At 42.6% G+C, this 19,208-nt stretch carries 19 protein-coding genes; 6 read left to right on the forward strand and 13 right to left on the reverse strand.

Translation table 11 applies throughout. The features are described from left to right. The first annotated feature begins 33 nt into the window (after window positions 1-33). The 5 genes from WKT01_RS10865 (at window position 34) to WKT01_RS10885 (ending at window position 5,631) form a co-directional block, all read left to right on the forward strand. Complete coding sequence (locus WKT01_RS10865; protein ID WP_242866567.1) at window positions 34-717, forward strand: ABC transporter ATP-binding protein; 684 nt, start codon at window positions 34-36, stop codon at window positions 715-717. 14 nt (window positions 718-731) lie between these two features. Next, window positions 732-1,574 carry an ABC transporter permease gene (locus tag WKT01_RS10870; RefSeq protein ID WP_059066193.1) on the forward strand — a complete coding sequence of 281 codons (843 nt, stop codon included), beginning with the start codon at window positions 732-734 and terminating at the stop codon, window positions 1,572-1,574. Window positions 1,575-1,885: 311 nt separating this feature from the next. Next, entirely contained in the window at window positions 1,886-2,503 is a 618-nt protein-coding gene (locus WKT01_RS10875) for a TrkA C-terminal domain-containing protein (RefSeq protein WP_059066192.1), read from the forward strand. 35 nt (window positions 2,504-2,538) lie between these two features. Beyond that, the gene (locus tag WKT01_RS10880) at window positions 2,539-4,425 is read left to right on the forward strand and encodes a glycine betaine ABC transporter substrate-binding protein (protein ID WP_082667407.1); all 1,887 of its coding nucleotides are present in this window, start codon (window positions 2,539-2,541) and stop codon (window positions 4,423-4,425) included. A gap of 15 nt (window positions 4,426-4,440) precedes the next feature. Then, a complete protein-coding gene (locus WKT01_RS10885) occupies window positions 4,441-5,631 on the forward strand; it encodes a quaternary amine ABC transporter ATP-binding protein (RefSeq protein WP_059066191.1) in 1,191 nt (396 codons plus the stop codon). 105 nt (window positions 5,632-5,736) lie between these two features. Here WKT01_RS10885 and WKT01_RS10890 read toward each other — a convergent pair whose 3' ends face one another. Genes WKT01_RS10890 through WKT01_RS10910 form a run of 5 tightly spaced genes read right to left on the reverse strand, consistent with a single transcriptional unit; the run spans window position 5,737 to window position 8,939 of the window. Next, window positions 5,737-6,396 carry a YczE/YyaS/YitT family protein gene (locus WKT01_RS10890; RefSeq protein WP_340312336.1) on the reverse strand — a complete coding sequence of 220 codons (660 nt, stop codon included), beginning with the start codon at window positions 6,394-6,396 and terminating at the stop codon, window positions 5,737-5,739. A gap of 6 nt (window positions 6,397-6,402) precedes the next feature. Continuing rightward, a complete protein-coding gene (locus WKT01_RS10895) occupies window positions 6,403-6,825 on the reverse strand; it encodes a bacteriohemerythrin (protein ID WP_059066189.1) in 423 nt (140 codons plus the stop codon). A 12-nt stretch (window positions 6,826-6,837) separates the two neighbouring features. After that, complete coding sequence (gene nudC, locus WKT01_RS10900; protein ID WP_059066188.1) at window positions 6,838-7,674, reverse strand: NAD(+) diphosphatase; 837 nt, start codon at window positions 7,672-7,674, stop codon at window positions 6,838-6,840. A gap of 11 nt (window positions 7,675-7,685) precedes the next feature. Next, window positions 7,686-8,186 (reverse strand): signal peptidase II, encoded by a 501-nt coding sequence (locus WKT01_RS10905; RefSeq protein WP_059066187.1) that lies wholly within the window; start codon window positions 8,184-8,186, stop codon window positions 7,686-7,688. A gap of 39 nt (window positions 8,187-8,225) precedes the next feature. Then, a complete protein-coding gene (locus WKT01_RS10910) occupies window positions 8,226-8,939 on the reverse strand; it encodes a zinc ribbon domain-containing protein (protein ID WP_117975823.1) in 714 nt (237 codons plus the stop codon). Window positions 8,940-9,163: 224 nt separating this feature from the next. On the opposite strand from WKT01_RS10910, the gene WKT01_RS10915 reads away from it, so the two are divergent. Continuing rightward, entirely contained in the window at window positions 9,164-10,870 is a 1,707-nt protein-coding gene (locus tag WKT01_RS10915) for a S8 family peptidase (RefSeq protein ID WP_059066185.1), read from the forward strand. Window positions 10,871-10,938: 68 nt separating this feature from the next. Here the strand turns inward: WKT01_RS10915 and WKT01_RS10920 are convergent, their stop codons facing one another. From WKT01_RS10920 to WKT01_RS10955, 8 genes are all read right to left on the reverse strand, one after another. Next, a complete protein-coding gene (locus WKT01_RS10920) occupies window positions 10,939-12,522 on the reverse strand; it encodes an ABC1 kinase family protein (protein ID WP_059066184.1) in 1,584 nt (527 codons plus the stop codon). Beyond that, complete coding sequence (locus WKT01_RS10925; RefSeq protein WP_117975822.1) at window positions 12,515-12,862, reverse strand: phasin family protein; 348 nt, start codon at window positions 12,860-12,862, stop codon at window positions 12,515-12,517. The genes WKT01_RS10920 and WKT01_RS10925 overlap by 8 nt, the downstream gene beginning before the upstream one ends. 48 nt (window positions 12,863-12,910) lie before the next feature. Further along, a complete protein-coding gene (locus WKT01_RS10930; RefSeq protein WP_117975821.1) occupies window positions 12,911-13,288 on the reverse strand; it encodes a diacylglycerol kinase family protein in 378 nt (125 codons plus the stop codon). Window positions 13,289-13,400: 112 nt separating this feature from the next. Further along, window positions 13,401-14,681 (reverse strand): cation:proton antiporter, encoded by a 1,281-nt coding sequence (locus WKT01_RS10935; RefSeq protein WP_059066181.1) that lies wholly within the window; start codon window positions 14,679-14,681, stop codon window positions 13,401-13,403. Window positions 14,682-15,348: 667 nt separating this feature from the next. Continuing rightward, window positions 15,349-16,965: a phosphoenolpyruvate--protein phosphotransferase gene (gene ptsP, locus WKT01_RS10940; RefSeq protein WP_059066180.1), complete on the reverse strand. Its 1,617-nt coding sequence runs from the start codon at window positions 16,963-16,965 to the stop codon at window positions 15,349-15,351. Between the two features lie 163 nt (window positions 16,966-17,128). Continuing rightward, entirely contained in the window at window positions 17,129-17,842 is a 714-nt protein-coding gene (locus WKT01_RS10945) for an HAD family hydrolase (protein WP_117975752.1), read from the reverse strand. Window positions 17,843-18,057: 215 nt separating this feature from the next. Next, entirely contained in the window at window positions 18,058-18,453 is a 396-nt protein-coding gene (locus WKT01_RS10950) for a DUF2752 domain-containing protein (protein WP_270396204.1), read from the reverse strand. A 49-nt stretch (window positions 18,454-18,502) separates the two neighbouring features. Next, window positions 18,503-19,099 carry a CD225/dispanin family protein gene (locus WKT01_RS10955; protein ID WP_082667406.1) on the reverse strand — a complete coding sequence of 199 codons (597 nt, stop codon included), beginning with the start codon at window positions 19,097-19,099 and terminating at the stop codon, window positions 18,503-18,505. Between the last annotated feature and the right edge of the window lie 109 nt (window positions 19,100-19,208).

Here is a 19,208-nt window from a genome sequence, read left to right on the forward strand (position 1 = left end):
GTGATCGCTCTAAAAAAAGAAAGGATGAATTTTATGCATACGATTGTTAGAACAAGAAATCTTTGTAAGCAATACAAAGAAACCACTGCCTTACACAATGTCTCCATCCATATTCCACAAGGGTCTATTTATGGCCTGATCGGAAATAATGGAGCCGGCAAGACAACTCTGCTGCGTATTTTAGCCAAACTGCAAACACAAACAGCAGGAACCATTATAAAATCTGAAGGATCTAAAATGGGTGCTCTAATAGAAGTTCCTGCTCTATATCCTACACTAAGCGCCCGCGGCAATTTAGAGTATCAGTTAAGAATCAGCGGTTATTCCAAAAAAGAATGTAAGAAAAAGATAAGAGAACTTCTTTCGCTTGTCCATCTAAAAGATTCAAGAAAATTAGTCATGCACTATTCACTGGGGATGAGACAACGGCTAGCCTTAGCCATGGCTCTTGTTAGTGAACCGGATTTTCTGATCCTGGACGAGCCTCTCAATGGATTGGATCCGGAAGGTATCAAAGATATACGCTCCATTCTCTTGGAATTGAATCAAAAATTCAATGTGACCATCCTGATTTCGAGCCATATCCTTGGAGAATTACAAAAAGTGGCGACTGATTATGGCTTTTTAAAAAATGGTATTCTCATTCGTGAATTTTCTTCATCTGAAATAGAAGATGAAGATCTTGAAGTATTTTACTTTAAAAATATTTTGTCCTAAAAGGAGGATTTGCAATGAAAAAATTATTATCCATGGAACTCAAACGGGCATTTCTTTCGCCTATATTATGGCTTGGAATTGCTGCGGTCATCGCTGTCGATATCTATACGATCCTTCTGACCGGTTACGGATACACTCGCTATGTAACCAGCACAGTATTTGATAATTCCGGTTTAATCTGCCTTATTATGTCTATTTTTATTTCATTACATATTGGTCACGACTTTGCAGCCCGTACGATCAACAATAAGATAACTGCCGGCTATTCCAGAAAACAGATTTATCTTACAGAAACAGGGATCAGCGCCGTCTGTTCTTCTGTTTTATTCATAGTTGATATTATTTTTATCTTTATATGTTCCAGCATGGAACATTTAGAATTCGGTGATCACGTAACGTATATTTCTTTTATACTCAATGCCGTCATCAGCCTGCTGTGTCTTATCACAATTTCCACCTTATTCACAATGATCGTCATGATCACACATAAACAGCTCATAAGCCTGGGTCTTGTCCTATTGCTTTCCCTGGCAATGTTGTCTTTTGGTGAAAATACAATTTCCCGTTTACGGCAAGATTCCGTTTGGACGGATCCGGTCACGAAAGAAACGGTTGATAATCCATTGTATATCAAAGGAATGAAAAGAACTGCCGCGACCTTCCATCTTATACTCTCACCGTTTGCCCAAGTACAATATGAACCTTCTATGCTGACAGAACCGGAAAATAAAGCGGCTAACTCTCTGCTCCTAAAAAATGCTCCCTACCATTTTGAATTCTGTATTTTTAATTTATTGGAACTAATGCTATTTTGTAAAATTGGGATAATTTTTTTTAAGAAACAAGATTTAAAATAACGATTCTTTCTATGTATGTATAATATATAATCCCCTTCGGGCACACCGCAACTCATGCCTTACAGGCTGGCGTGCTGCGCACGTCAAGGTATACCCATCCGGGCACACCGCAACTTATGCCTTACAGGCTGGCGTGCTGCGCACGTCAAGGTATACCCCTTCGGGCACACCGCAACTTATGCCTTACAGGCCGGCGTGCTGCGCACGTCAAGGTATAAAATTCTTATAAACTTTCTTGTTTTCCTTGACATCTGACAACCTTAGCTATAACATTAGGTTGTCAGTATTTTTAAATCAAGGAGCAAATGTATATGAGAATTTCAAAAAACACACCGGTTTACAGCCGCGTCGCGTATGATATTGCTTCTCAAATCGCAAACGGTAAACTTGCAGAAGGGCAGCGATTTTCAGGTCGTTCTTTAATGGCTTCACAGTATGCGGCATCATCCGAGACGATCCGCCGCGCCATGAACTTGCTTTCTAATATGCATATTATTGAGATCCAGCAAAATGTCGGGGCTACTGTTCTGTCCAGACAGCATGCCATTGCCTACGTAGAGCAGTATCAAGTCGATAATGATCTAAGAGCTTTGAAAGCTCGTCTTAAAGAACTCATTACCCAAAGAGATCAGTTGAATCAAGATATCAACGATACGTTTCTAAAAATCATGGAACTAGAGGAACGTTTCAAAGACAGCGACCAATTTCATACTTATGAATTTACCGTCCATGCCGAAAGCAAGGCAGCGGGCAAAACGCTCGAAGAGTTAAAATTCAGACAAAGTACAGGCGGCACTGTCGTTGCGGTCAGAAAGGACGGTAAAATACAGCTTTCTCCAGATTCCAAAACGGTCCTCAATAGTGGAGATATCCTTGTTGTCGCATGTAATGTAACCAGTATCAGCTATATAGCGGAGCTTGTTGGCTGATCTCACCTTTTACTATATTGTACAGGAGGTCCCTTATGAAAAAGATTTTATCACTCGCAGTCACCTCATTTCTGCTGACAGGTACCTTTTTTTCTTCTGTTCCTGCTATTGCCGCAAACGCCGCGGATACAAAAGAAAAACAGAAGATCGTATTTGCCGATGTAGGATGGGATTCTGTAAAATTAAATAATGCTATCGCCGGACTGATCGCCGAGGAAGTCTTTGGCTATACATGGGAGGAAATGCCAGGTTCTACTCCTATCACGCACGAAGCATTGATGAAAAACGAGATCGACGTCAATATGGAAGAATGGACGAATAACATTCCTACTTATCAAACAGATTTGGATAATGGTACTTTTACAGAGCTTAGCGTCAACTTTGACGATAATTATCAGGGATTATATATCCCCAAATATGTAGCGGAGGCATATCCTAATTTAAAAACAGTCCAAGATCTTGCTAATTACCCCGAACTTTTTCCAGATCCGGAAGACCCTTCCAAAGGAATCATTTATGGAGGAATACCCGGATGGGAAGCAACAGAGATCATGCAGAAAAAAATAGACGCCTATGGTCTGGATGCCTATTACAATTATCTGATTCCAGGCAGCAATGCCGCTTTAGACTCTACCATCACTTCCGCCTGGGATAATAAAGAACCTTTCGTCGCGTATTACTGGGAGCCGACCTGGCTGATGGGAAAATATGATCTTATCCTTCTCGATGACAGCCCCTATGATCCGGCTACCTATCACGATGGCATCGGTTCTTCCCCGGCAGTTACCGTCACCGTAGCCGCCAGCAATGCGTTCGCCCAATCTAATCCGGAATTTTGCACATTCCTATCGAATTATCACACCGGTTCTGCATTGATCAGCGAAGGGCTCGCCTATATGCAGAATCATGACCCCGACGATCATAAAGCAGCAGCTAAATGGCTGCTAAAACAGCATCCGGAATTGATCGAAGAATGGCTCACTCCAAAACAGGCAGAACTTCTAAATGCCAGTTTGCAAAAGGAAGCCGGCAGCAAAACTGGTGCGGACTGGCTGTTTCATTTTCCGTTTGTATATAAACCAGATACAACTTCCATCGATCATGGTGTCCGCTCTTTTGCCGTAGCAGCTGAATCTGTATTGAACGCCATTCAAAATGTGCTAAGCGGACTGGTCAATCTATTCAAATGGTTATTGTCGCACATTCCATGGTTTCTCCTTTTGTTTCTTGTATTTCTGTTGGGATGGAAAGTGCGCCGCAGGATACAAAACGGCATTTTATATGCGGTCATATTGAGTCTGGTGGGAATCGTAGGATATTGGGATGAAATGATTCTGACGCTTTCTATTGTGCTGGCAAGTGTTGTGATCGCACTTCTTTTAGGACTTCCAATAGGTATTTTAATCTCTGGCTCTCCCAAAGCCAACCGGATTATTCGTCCGATATTAGATACAATGCAGACAATGCCCGTATTTGTTTACCTGATCCCAGCACTTCTCTTATTTGGCATGGGGAATGCTTCTGCAGTGATAGCAACAGTCATTTATGCCATTGTACCTGTTATCCGTCTTACCAGCCTTGGTATACGTCAGGTCGATAAAGAAGTAGTGGAAGCGGCTCGTTCTTTCGGATCCACACGATGGCAGACTCTGTTCAAAGTCCAGATACCACAGGCAATCCCCACAATCATGACCGGAGTCAATCAAACACTGATGATGGCAATGGCAATGGTCGTCACCTGCTCTATGATCGGCGCTCGCGGTCTTGGGATGGAAGTATTAAACGCAGTCAACCGCATTGAGATCGGCCGCGGACTCATTGCTGGAAGCTGTGTCGTCATACTCGCCGTCGTACTTGACCGTCTGACGCAGGGATGGTTTAACAAAGGTACCGACAGTACCGGCAATGGAAACGAAGAATAAGAACAGGAGGGAAAAATGGGAATGATAGAACAAAAAGAAGCGATCATTGAAGTACAGCATGTAAGTAAATTATATGGTCTGAACAAACCAGAGGCTGCCCGTCTGATGGAGGCAGGCAGTGAAAAAAAAGAAGTACAGAAAAAAACCGGCGTATCGGTAGGATTATGGGATATTAATCTCCAGATCCCCCGTGGACAGATCTTTGTCATCATCGGCTTGTCAGGTTCTGGTAAATCCACACTGGTCCGCTGTTTTAACCGCTTAAATAAACCCACCTCCGGCTCGATCCTATTTGATGGGAAAGATCTGGCGAAACTGTCAAAAAAAGAACTGTTGGAATTCCGACGTAATAATATTTCCATGGTCTTTCAGTCTTTTGGTCTGATGAGCCACCGTGACGTACTGGGAAATGTCGCTTATGGACTTGAAGTCAAGGGAATATCCAGATCCGAGCGTGAAGAAAAAGCAATGGAGGTCATCTCTATGGTCGGGCTTTCAGGCTGGGAGCACCAATCCTGCAAAAACCTTTCCGGAGGAATGCGACAGCGTGTCGGCATCGCCCGTGCGCTTGCCAATGATCCCGACGTTTTACTGATGGATGAGCCCTTTTCTGCGCTTGACCCACTCGTACGTCAAGATATGCAGTTTGAGCTCCTCCAGATACAGCGGAAACTGAAAAAAACCGTTGTATTCATTACCCACGACATTGACGAGGCGTTTAAACTGGGGGATACAGTCGCGATCATGAAAGACGGCAAACTCGTACAGGTCGATACCCCGGAACAGATGAGCGAACATCCTGCGGACAAATATGTAGCGGCATTTATTGATAATGCAGATAAGTCTCGTGTACTGTCCGTTCACAATATCATGATCACACCAAAAGCACTCATCCAGACTGACGATGGTCCGGAACATGCTATCCGCGTCATGAACAAAAACGAACTTTCTACTGTATATGTCGTCGACAAAGATTTCCGGCTTGCAGGGGTCCTTACGATCAATGATGCCCTGCGTGCCAGAAAGGAGCATTTACCTATTACAGAAATTATGGAAAAAGAGATACCGATTGTGGATACAGATGCCCTGGTCGCCGATATTATGACACTTGCCGCCGAGGCGCGTTATCCAATCGCTGCTGTGGGCAAAGACGGACAGCTAAAAGGGATTGTAACAAAAGCAAAAGTTTTATCCTCACTGGCATAAAGCCAAAAATACCCTGACAAAGGGCACATTTCTTATCTTTGTGTCCCTGTCAGGGTATTATGTATTTTTCCCTTTTCTATATCCAATCTTCTTTGTGCTTCTGTCCTATAAACTAGGAAAACAACTCTGTATGATCCTCTTGCTCACAGGAAGAAACCTCTGTACAAGCGGTCCTGTTACAAGGGCTGCTGTAAGCGTCCCGATACCAAATATCCCGCCCATGAAAAGACCTGTCACAGTAAAGATCAGATCGCAGGTGATCCGCACCCATTTAAACTGGACTTTATGCCGTTTGTTTATCGTATCCGTCAGGATGATAGCCACCAGATCATTCGGTCCAGTTCCGGAATTGCTCTGGATCACAATGGACATGCCGAAACTTAAGACGACACACCCTAAGAACATGACAACAAAACGTACGCCCATAGATGAGGATGCCAAAACATCTTCCCCGAACAAAAATAAAAAGAAATCGATGATCCACCCTCCGCAGAATGCGCAGATCACTGTCCCCGGCTTTACATAGCCTTTGGTAAAAATAAGCATCAGCACCATCAGCAAGATCAATATGATCACATGGCAGGTTCCTATGGAAATCCCACATGTTTTCGCCAGTCCCTGGATAAAGATCGTAAACGTATCGGAACCTAATTCCGCGATTAAAAACAAGGTCACACCCAAATGGGCAATTACAAGGCCTATAAATAAAGTAAGCAGTCCTTCTGCCCACTGTATAGCTGTTCTTTTTGAAGTATCCTGCAGCATATAGTTTTACAGTCTCTCACTGCTTGCGTTCATGAACTTATATTCCGCTACAGAACGGTCAAAACCTTTAATATGTCTATACAGCCACTCGATCACATTTTTGTTTACCTGCTCCACAAAAGCATCTGACGGTCCTTCTTCTTCCTCCAGCATGCTATAGAGATCTTTTACGACATTTCTGAGTTTGTCGTGTTCCTTCTTATGCTCAGCAATAGCAGGATATTTTATAGACTCCTGAAGTTTTTCTTCTTCCCCAAAATGAAACTCCGTATAATCTGCAAGATAATCCAATGTCTTTACTGCCACCAGCTTATCCTTGCTTGTCTCACAGCTATCCAGAAGTTTATTGATCTTATCGATCAGTTCCTTGTGCTGTGCGTCGATCATCTCATTTCCTGTTACCAAACTTTCATCAAATTCCGCTCTCATACATCTTACCTCCTACACTTCTCCATTTTTAAATTTCATGATCATTTCATTTGTCAGACTGTCCCTGGAACTTTTTACCGGAATATCCTCCCGCTCAAACCATTCTGCCAGAGCCAGTTCCTCTTTGTCAAGAGTAATCTGGTTTTCTCCGTCCAGATCACAATAAAAACCCATCAGCAGCGTGTCTGTAAAAGACCAGGGCTGACTTTTATAATACCGGATATTCTTGACTTTAAGCCCTACTTCCTCCATGACTTCACGCTTCACTGTTTCTTCCACAGTCTCTCCTATTTCGGTATATCCTGCTAAAAGTGCATACTTTTTAAATGCTCTGTCTGCATACTTTGATAAAAGGAGTTTATTTCCATCCGTCACGCCGATGATCACCGCAGGACAGATCTTCGGGAACTCCATATTATGACATTCTTCGCAGAACAACATTCTTTCTTTTCCATCCATTTTCATGGTATGCCCACATCTCCCACAATACTTATGAGACTGATACCAGTTAAAAAGCTGATATCCAGTAATTCCGGCAAAGGCACGAAACTGCGGCTCTGCCATTCTAAAAACTTCTGTATTTTCAAGCGTAAATTCTGACAGACGTTCCCTGTTTATCTCATTTACAAGATAGTACCGTTCTTCATCGATCGTAAACAAATATATGTAATCCTGATATATTTCTTCATTCAAACGCTCCAGATCCCGAAATCTCGGAAATATAATACCCTCCTGCGTTTTTTTGAGCAATATCCCATGCCCCTCATAGTAAAGCGCAATACTATCTTTCTCCGGAGGCTGCGGCCTGTATTGGTTATCGTATATATGCGGTGAAATATCCTGTATCATGTATCCCTCTCCTATTCTCTTTCTGTTTTATTATACCGCATGGGCTCTAAAATACAAGTACCAGAAAACAATACTGTAAGAATGCTGCCCGCAAAGATAAATAGGTCTGCAAAATTACATGTTATTTTTCGAATTTTTGTATGTTTGCTTTCTACAGCCACATAATCTACCACATGTCCCCGCACACACCTGTCCAGCGTGTTGCTCCACGCCCCTCCAGTCAGAAGAACCAGTCCGGCTTTTTCCAAGAAATTCCTTTCCCTGCCAGAAATCCATATCTGGCGCAAAGACAGGATAATAGAAAGGAACAAAGAAAGTACGCGTACAAGTCCCGGATATTTATCCAAAAGATTCATACAGGCCCCTTCATTGTATACCTTCCTTATGATCACTTTACTGCCCAGCTTTTTTTCTTCCTTACCTTTTATCTTTTTTTCTGTATAGAATTTTGCTGTCTGATCTGCCAGCAGCAGCAAGCCTGCCGCGCCTATACTTTTTATTCTTCCCGTCATCTACAGCCTCCTGTCTGAGCGGCCAATTTCCTCTCGCTTTTATTCTTCTGCCTTTTTTTCCGTTTTCCCGGCAATATCAGCTGCTTTATCCGCCACCTTTTCTACCATGTCCGCAACTTTCTCTGCCGCCTTGTGTGTCATATCTGCGGTCTTCTCTGCTGCTTTATCCGCCATATCTGCTGTTTTGTGCACTGCTTTATCTGCTATATCCGCTGTTTTGTGCACTGCTTTATCTGCTGCGTCCGCTGTCTTACGCACCACTTTTTCTACCGTATCCGTAGTCTTCTGCGAAGCCTGATCTATCGCATCTGCTGTTTTGTTCGCCGCTTTTTCTACTGCGTCCGCCGCTTTATGCCCTGTCTGTTTTTCCATATCTTGTGCCTCCTCTGTCTTTTCTGCTTTTGCTCCACAATATGGACAAAAGGCCATTTCCTTCTCTACCATTTTGCCGCATGTATGACATTTCATAGTTCCACGGACTTTTGCCATTTTATGATGATATTCCCTTATACTTCCTTCCCGGCTTTTGATTGCTTCACAATAACCGGCAGCCGCCTCATCAGTTGCCGTGTTTTCCTGATAAAGTCTATATATTCTTTTTCCAATCTCTGCGAAATCTTTTTCATTTTCCCGTTCCAGTGAACGAATCTGATTTTTCAGGCGCTGTATCTCTACCGCTTCCCCCGCTTTATTTGTCACTGCTTCTGCCGTTTCGCCTATCCGTTTAGTTAAATCTTCAAAAAATTCTTTCATTCTGCCTTCTCCCTTCATTTGAACTTTTCAAGACTCGCCTCAAGTGAGCCTGCGCATAGGATACTGTCCTGCCTGCCGCCATCTAAGACGGAAGACCCTCACCTGATATACATTATACCCCACTATACGCTGACTTCAACCATATCATTTCTGAATTTACACTTTTATAATATTTTTCCCTTTTCTGCATATATTATCACAAAGTTATTTACAAAGGAGTTTCCATGGCAAATGAAACGAAATGCAAAGAGTGGATTCTTTCTGAAGAATACCGAGATTTCATTATAAATGATAACCGCACTGCCTTTTTAGAAAATATTGCGCAAGATCCGACCTGCGAACAATCTGCAGGTTTTAACTATCGTTGTGTTTATCTTCCCAAACTACAGGCCGGCTCTCTAAACAGCAAACAATTTTCTTATAATTCCATTCCCAAATGCTATGCCCCGCTTAGTATGGATACATTAAATCAGGCCGGTATCCTTTCCATACAGAATTATCCCACTTTGCAGTTGAAAGGAAAGGGGATCTTAATTGGTTTTATAGACAGTGGCATCGATTATACTAATACCGTATTTAGAAACCTGGATGGTTCTACTCGTATCGCAGCAATCTGGGATCAGACGATACAGACCGGCATCCCTCCGAACGGTTTTTTATATGGCTCTGAATACACAAAAGATTCTATTAATAAAGCGCTCGCTTCAAATGCTTCCGCCTCACTCGTTCCTACAAAAGATGAAACCGGACACGGTACATTTATCGCCAGCCTTGCTGCCGGCTCCGCAGTTCCTTCCAGACAGTTTTTGGGCGCTGCTCCTGAATCTACAATCGCTGTGGTAAAGTTAAAGCCCGCCAAGAAATACCTAAAAGAATATTATTATATCCCGGAAGACACTGTTTGTTACCAAGAAACAGACATTCTGCTTGCTCTGCGCTACTTAAATGATCTGGCTGCTTCTCTGGATATGCCGCTCGTTCTGTGTATTGCACTTGGTACCAGCATGGGCGGACATATTGGCTCGCTTCCGTTTTCTTCCCTGCTCGAACATTACAGCAGTTCGTCCAATTGGATCCCCGTCATAGGCGTAGGAAATGAAGCAGATAAAAGACATCACTATTCTAATGAAATCCTCGACAATGCAGATACAAAAACAGTAGAAATACGAGTCGGAGAGAACGTATCCGGCTTCACCATGGAGCTTTGGACCGAGATTCCCAATCTCCTGTCCATCTCCCTTATCTCTCCCTCAGGCGAAACTACCTCTACGGTCCCTGCCAGAATAAATGATATAACAGAATTTCATTTTCTCTTTGAAAACACTGCCGTAACGATCGATTATCGTATTCTCGTGGAACAAACAAACTCTGAACTTGTAGCTTTTCGGTTTACAGCACCGGCCCCCGGTATCTGGAAACTGATCGTCAAACCGCTGCGCATAATAGACGGACGCTTTCACATATGGCTGCCTCTTACGGAATTTCTGTCCGGCGAAGTATATTTTCTGGAACCGGATCCCTACTATACATTGACAAATCCGGCCAATACGGTAAAACCTGTGATTGTTTCCTATTATAATGGCAGCACCAATGGCATTGCCTTATCTTCCGGCAGAGGATATACCCGCTCTGATCTTGTCAGTCCTAGTATCACCGCCCCCGGCATTGAAGTGGAAGGCGCCCTGCCCGGCGGTAATTTTACAGTACGCTCCGGTTCCAGCATTGCTACAGCTATCACTGCCGGTTCCGCCGCCCTTCTCTTAGAATGGATCCTGTTCCATCTTGGGAATCCTAGCATAGATTCCTATCAAATAAAAAATCTTATGATACTCGGCGCTGTCCGCCCTTCGAGCATGGAGTATCCAAACCGCGAGTGGGGATATGGACAGTTAAACCTGTTTAATTCTCTGGATGAAATGCGCCGTCTATAAGAACATGTACCGACAGGCGTACCACAATAAAAGGGGAGACACCACATTCTCCCCTTCTGCCTGTTTCCTTATTTTTTTGAAAATAAATGCTTCACAAATACATACATCACGATCACAAACGCAATCAAATACCCAAAAGCTCCGATCGCAGGGATCCCCCATATCTTAGGAGACATATCCGTCGTACAGATGATACTGGAACTGATCAGCAAGGCCATCACCCACAGTCCCATAACGATATTTCTTACTAAACGCCGCAAAAGTTCTGACAGTTCAGAGGATACATGGAGATCCAAATTGATCCTTGTCTGCCCTTTTAAATATCCACGCAGTATATCCGCCAATAAAGAAGGAATGTCTACCGCCTTTTGCAATGATCTATACAGGCTTCTCCCCCCACTTTTCAGTTCTTTTTTCAGATCCAGATTTTTGAAAAAACTGCCTGCTATTCTAGCAGATGCGATATCCACCATATTGATTTCCGGAGCTATATCTGCCAAAACTCCTTCCATGTGTGTCATACTTCTCGCAAGCATCGTCAAACCATGCGGCATCTTAATCTTATTTTCTTTCATGACCTCCATCAGATCCGTCATTACAGCCGCAATATCAATATTTCCCATGTCCATGCTGCCATATTTCAAAAGCAGTCCGTCTATATCTTCATGTAATTTGCTCTGATCCGGTTTTTCTTTAAATTCTCCCAGAGCCAGAACCGCTTCTTGGATCAATTCTACTTCATGCAGCGCTACGCCTCGCACTGCCTTGCCTATCATTTCTCTGTCATGTTCGGTAAGCCTGCCCATCATCCCCATATCGATCCAAATGATTTTTCCCTCTCTGATCTTTACATTTCCGGAATGAGGGTCTGCATGAAAGAAGCCATCCTCCATGACCTGCTTGATAAAATTATCGACAAGCTTTGTGCCGATCTCCTTTAGATCATATCCTTCTTCCAGAAGCTTCTCCTTGTCATCTATACCACATCCATCTATATATTCCATGACAAGCACATAAGAAGTTGTATATTCCTGATACAGTCTTGGGCTTCCCACAAAAGCGATGTCTTTATTTTTCTTTGCAAACTCTTCCATATTGGAAGCTTCTTTGAGAAAATTCATCTCTTCACGCGTCACTGCCCATAATTCATCCAAGACCATATCCAGATCGGCAAGTCCCTTCACACTGACTGGAGGTATCAATTTTACCGCCTTGTGCAAAAGAGCAATGTCTCTCGCCATCTTCTCATAAATCCCCTGCCTTTGTATCTTCACTACAACATCTTTGCCTGATTTTAAAACCGCCTTATGCACCTGCGCGATCGATGCCGAACCAAGCGGTTTTTCTTCAATGTGCAAAAATACTTTCTGCCAGGGGATCCCATAGGATTTTTCCAGTATCTCTGTGACCTCATCAAAAGACATAGGTGTCACTTCTGCGCGAAGCCTTGTCAGTTCCTCACAATATTCTTTGGGCAGAATGTCAGAATGCATGGACATGATCTGTCCTATCTTTATAAAGGTAGGACCCAGGTCTTCTAAAATAAGACGCAGCTTCACAGGCGTTATGCCGCCTGTGATCCCGTGCTTTCTAAGTACAGCGGTAATTTCTTTAAGTCTGGAGGAATACATACCTGTTCCTTGTTTATTCATTCACTTTTTCCTGTTCTTCTACACTTTTAGCAGTTTGCTCCCCACTTTCTCTTTGCCGGAGTCTTTCCTTTAATGCAGTAAGCTGTTCCGGTGTCATGCTGTCAAGAAGTTCCTCTATTTCTTCTGAAGAAGACGTTCTTGCAGGTGCATTTTTCTTTTCCTGCATCGTTTTCTTCATATTATGTTTCAATTCTTCATTGAGTACTTTTCCCTGCTCTACTGTCAATTCTCCCTTTTTCACCATTTCATCCAGCAGATCTTTTGATTTTTCAGCTGTCACTGCAACTGCCCCTATTCCTGCCAAAAAAATCTTTTTTACATTTTCACCTAATTTTTCCATGTCTTTCTCCTTTCTTAATTTACTTTGATCTTCTAAATATACATTTCCTTATATTTTCAAAAAGACTGCTAATTTCGGAATAAAAATAATTCCTCCGATCAGCGCTGCCATGATCGCCGCAATCAGCACACCGCCTGCCGCCGCATCCTTAGCAATCTTTGCCAGAGGTTTTCTTTCTTCTGTCACAAGGTCTACCACTGCCTCCACCGCTGTATTCACCAATTCCAGAGCCAAGATCAGACCAAACAGCAACAGACATATACACCATTCCGTCACAGAAATCTGAAAAAGTGTTCCTGCAAGTGTGACTAAAATTGCTGCGGCACAGTGTATTTTCATATTGCGCTCTTTTGCGATACAGAAAAAGAGCCCTTCAAACGCATAGCCAAAACTCTGATATAAAGGTGGTTTTTTCCTTTTTCTCATACGATTCACCTTCTCACATATTCTTATACGTATTTTAGCAAACATCCCTTAGAAAGTAAACAAGGGAGAGAAAGGACACCATATCTTTATCCCTTCTCTCCCTTGTTTCTATCTATCTCTTTTCATATTCCTCTCCACGGATCTCCGCAGCATTTTCATAGTAACTTGTAACACGTTCACTATCCGGCACTACTTGTTCCGGTACCGATGCCGTACCTGGCCCAAATACAATCTTCAAAAGAATCGGCGTAACAATCGTTGTAATCACCACTACAATGATCACAGGTCCCAAAAACTCTGGACTCATAAGTCCCATAGAATCTCCCTTGCTTGCTACGATCAAGGCAACCTCGCCACGTGATATCATACCAACACCAATTCTCTTCACTTGATAATTTTTATACCCACATAATTTTGCTCCGATCCCGCAGCCAATTACTTTTGTCAATACCGCTACGATCGTAAGCGCAACTGCAAACCCGATGATCGCGCCTGACATTTTAGGCAGCACGACTTTCAGACCTATACTCGCAAAAAATACCGGTGATAAAAGGAGATAAGAAAGAATATCAAATTTCCTCTCCAAATAGTTGGCGCGGCGCACATTTGATATGATCAGCCCTGCAATAAACGCGCCTGTAATATCAGCAACTCCAAAAACTTCTTCTGCTATATATGCCATAAGCAGACAAAATACAAATGCTACGATCGTATGTCTGTGCAACTCCTTCTTTGCATCATCCACCCATTTCCTATATAACTTATAGAATAAAAACCCTACAATGCCGGAGAAAGCAAAGAATCCCACAATTTTCAGAAGCACAACTGTCAGGCTTACACTTGCGTCAGCCATGCTCGTTACGATCGTCAGTGCAATGATGCCAAGAATATCGTCTATGATAGCAGCTCCCAATATGGCGTTTCCTGAACGGGTCTTAAGTTTGCCAAGTTCTTTTAATGTTTCTACCGTAATACTAACAGAGGTTGCCGTCAAAATAACACCAATAAATATATTTTGGAGAAAAATACTTCCCTTCGCCGTAGACTCGATCATATCCGGTCTGTTGAAAAACCATGCTACTCCAAAGCCTCCCAATAGAGGAACAATAACCCCGCAAAGCGCTATCACAAAGGATGCTTTCCCACTTGCCTTAAGTTCCTTAATATCTGTCTCCATCCCAGCGCTGAACATTAAAATGATCACGCCAATCTCAGCCACTGACTTAATAAACGAAGTTTCCGTAAGGACACCAAAACCTGCCGGACCCAGAACGAGCCCTGCAAGAAGCGCGCCTACTACCTGTGGCATCTGCACACGCCGCGTCAAAATCCCCAGGAATTTCGTACATAGCAAAATGATTGCCAAATCCAACAAATAACTATAACTGCTCATTTTTATTCCTCACTCTTTCTGTCTAATTTATTTCAAACAGTAATAAGAATACTCCATAAATATAACTTTTTCAAGTTTTATTGAGTAAACTTAACATATTTTAAACAGAGGAATATAAATTTAACTGACAAAAGAAATATGAAGTCAAATGGCAAAAGGGCGCATGAAATGTGTATTTTGCATCGCTCGTCAGGGCTTTGCCGAAATTCCTCGCTCACGCAAAACATACATTTCATGCATTCACTTTCGCCGCTTAAGTTCATGTTTCTGTTTGAAAAATTGACTTCACGCTGCTGCGCATTTCCGCCAGAAGGCAAAAAACACTTCTGTTTGGAAGTTTGTAGCAACGTGAGGTCGTCTTTTTTTCTGAAATTTAATTGAGGAATCTGCCTTCTGATAGTAGAGTGAAACTTCTGATTGGAAGAGACAGCGAAGAAACACTATGTCAGATAAGCAGGGCATTGACAGGAGCGTTCCGAATACAGTTCGCCTGGTTCTTAGCGCAGTACATCTGCGTGTTCCAATGGACACGTCGATGTTCTGTGCTTAGAACCACTCGAACGGATGAGGTAAAGCGGGTCCTGTCCTGTGTTCTGACATAGTGTTTCTTTGCGTACCTTCTATATAAATTTTACCTTTTCTCTATAAGGCAGTTCGTCAATTAAATTTATATTTCTAAGCTTCTTACTTTATCCCTTACCGGCAGTACAAAGGTCGGGGATACGGAAAGTTCATCTACTCCCATCTTCAGGAATGTTTCTGTCAATTCCATGTCTGCGCCTAATTCGCCGCAAATTCCTACCCAAGCTCCGCCTTTATGTCCATTTTCAATTGTTTTTTGGATCATGCGCAGAACCGCCGGATGATGCGGATCATAAAAAGTATCCAGTTTTGGATTCTGTCTGTCTATTGCCAGTGTATACTGTGTCAGATCATTTGTACCGATGCTGAAGAAATCTACTTCTTCCGCCAATTCTTCACTGATCATGACAGAAGCCGGCGTCTCTATCATAACGCCGATCTCAATATCCTTATATGCCATCCCATGCATTTTTAATTCTGCTTTTACTTCCTCTAAGATCGCCTTTGCACGTTTCACTTCTTCCACAGAAATGATCATCGGGAACATAACAGATATATTTCCAAATGCACTTGCTCTTAAGATAGCTCTAAGCTGCGTTTTAAAAATTTCTTCTCTTGTCAGACAGATACGGATCGCCCTATATCCAAGCGCAGGATTTTCTTCTTTTTCTAAATTAAAATAGCCTACTTGTTTATCTGCTCCGATATCCAAAGTACGAATGATCACTTTCTTTCCTGCCATATTTTCTGCAACTGTCTTATAGGCAAGAAACTGTTCATTCTCTGTCGGGAAATCTTCTGACTCCAGATACAGGAATTCACTGCGGAATAATCCAATCCCCTCTGCATCATTCATAAGTGCCGCCGCTGTATCTGAGACACTGCCTATATTTGCATAAAGATGGATTTTCTTTCCGCCTTTCGTGACCGTCTCTTTTCCTTTCATTTCCTTGAGAAGTTCCTGTTTTTTCAGTTCTTCCTGCTGGATCGCCTTTGCTTTATTTAAGTATTCCTCATCTGGATCTATCGTCACGGTTCCTTCATATCCATCAATCACGGCCATTTTCCCGTTCCAGTCTTTCTGGATATCCACTTCAATCAAAGCGGGGATATTCATTGTCCTCGCAAGGATCGCTGTATGAGAATTTGCAGAACCGTATCGTGTCACAAAACCAAGCAGCTTTGATTTATCCATCTGCACTGTCTCGCTTGGCGCCAGATCGTCTGCAACAAGAATCACCGGTTCCTCCATTTCTGTCACATCCTGTCCATTTCCGCTCAACACATTGACAATGCGCTCAGAAATATCTTTCACATCTGCTGCTCTTGCCTTCATATATTCATCATCCATAGCCGCAAACATTGCCGCAAAGTTATCTCCGGTCACAGCTGTAGCATATTCTGCACATGTCTCCTGCGTCCGGATGATATTATAAACAGAATCCAGATAATCGCCATCATCCATCATCATCATATGCACTTCAAAAATTGCCGCTTCTGTCTCCCCGACCTCACGCTGTGCTTTCTCGAACAAACGCTGCAACTGCTCTTTTGCAGTCTCACGCGCACTGTCAAAACGTTTAACCTCTGCTTCTACGTCTTCTACCTTTTCCCTTTTCACAGCAGTCTGATTCTTTTCGTAATAAAAAATCTTGCCGATAGCCATTTTTTTAAATATTGATTTGCCTGTATACTGTTCCATACTTTTTTCCTCCCTTCAGGCCGCCAAATTTTACTGTGTGTCCTCTTATGCCAGATACTGAACAGCTCTTTTTACTGTATGCCGCTCTGCTGCTATAATAAGCTGCTTTCCTCCTTTCTCTTTCCCTGCATAACGATTTTTCAGTCTGTTTTTTATTTTTCTTTTATACAATTTGGATATTTCCAACTTTTATCTCTTTACCATATATACACGCTTCATATGAATCGAAGCAATTCATCTGCTCTTTTTGAAAAGGAGTGGAATATTTACTGTAACAGGCTGCATACATCCCGGCTTTTTCTGCGCCCGCTATATCTTTGTCAGGGTTATCCCCTATAAACAAACATTCTTCTGGCTTTACCTTTGCTTTTTCCAAACAAAGTTTGAAAATCTCCTGTCCTGGCTTGTCCTGGCCGGCTTCCTCACTTGTGATAAAACAGTCAAAATACGGCGCAAGCCCCAGCCTTTCCACTTTTTTATTCTGGATATAAGAAGTCATATCTGAACCAATGCCCGTATAGATCCCCTTTTCTTTCAGCAATCCTAAAAACTTTTCCACCCCAGGTTCTGCACAGGCATGTTCCAAAACATCGTTCCAATATATCGTATACATCTCCGTTGCATATGGATAGATCGGTTTTTTCAAAATCTCCAATGCATTTTGAAAACGTATCTGCCTATTATGAAAAGATGGGTGTGAAAATCCTAATCTGTCGCCTATTTGCTTCTGAGCCATACAAATCGCTTCTTGTAAATCTTCCCGAACAACCTCCAGTTTCTCCACTGCATATCTTTCTACCTTTTCCATTGCATGCCTGCTGCATTGTGTAAAGGCAAATAAGGTATCATCCACATCAAAAAACACTGCTTTTATCATATACTTCTTTCCCTCTATTCATACGTCCTGACAGTACCCAAAGAACTATTTCTATTCTAGCATATTTTCTTTCAGCTTGGTACATAAATTTACGTTCTGCATATACTCATCCGAACCCGCCGCAATACATCCCTTTCAAACAGGTAGATTTTTCCTATAGCAATGCATATAAAAACACCAATACCGCCTCTTTGACGGCATTGATGTTCCTCTTTTTAAATCCCCTTTAAAATTCCTCCCGGTGCTAAAAGTGTAAATGGAAATACCGGCAGATTACGTACTATACCATAAACAACTACTATGATAAGCACGGCAACTAACAGCTTGACAGATATTCGGGAGTCTATATGGTTTTCTCCTGTAAGCATCCAATCCACAAACCTGGCTGCAATATACAAGGCCAGAAATGGAAGCAAGACCAGCAGAAGGGGATTATACGCAAACGCCTCATAGATCCGTCCATGGAGCAACGCATAACAAGCTCTTCCGGCTCCACATCCAGGGCAGTACAAACCTGTCAGCATATGTATCACACAAGGAATCGGATACACGATCGGATTATGATAGAATAAATATATACACCCCGCAAGCACTGCTACAGCTATCGCCATAACTGCCGATATGCGTGCTGTCCTTGACTTTCTGAACAATTCCTTCATTTTAATAGTAATATGCCGCACTCACACCGATCACTACAAAATATATAACCATTAAAATCCACAATACAACGCCCACAATTGCTGATACGATGATCCATATTTTAGATTTCTTCGCTGCATCTTTTGCTTCTGCCATATTACCTGCTGTTACAGCGCTGTTTATCTTTGCGGCAAATACGATTGCCACGATACCAAACGGTGTACAGCACAAAATCGTACTAAGAATAGACAACACTAAATACGGCACCCAATTTACTGGCGGTTCCTGCATATATTCCTGCTGTACCGGCGGAACATTATACACCGGCGGCGGAGTTTGCTGCGCCTGATATGCTGTCTCCCGCGGCTGTTCCATCCCCTGATAGGCAGCTGCTTGTGGCTGCTCATTGTGCATTGCTGTTTCCGGTGCCGGATTCCCCGCAGCCGGTTCTGCCTGCACTTCCGGCGCTGAAGTTTCCGCAGACGATTCTGCCTGCACTTCCGGTGCCGGAGTTTCCGCAGACGATTCTGCCTGTGCCGGTTTTATCTGCTGTGCGCCGCAATATGGACAAAACTTTGTATCATCTGGTATCTCCTTATAACAATTAATACAATTCATAATTTCTACCTCACTCTCTTGTTTTTTCATTATATGTATTTATCAATAATACCATTCTACCAAGAAAATAGTTACAAGAAAACCTTATTTTTATGAAATTTTTTTGTTT

It is taken from the genome of Mediterraneibacter sp. ICN-202921, from assembly GCF_037890075.1.
GTDB classification, from domain to species: Bacteria; Bacillota; Clostridia; order Lachnospirales; family Lachnospiraceae; genus Mediterraneibacter; species Mediterraneibacter massiliensis.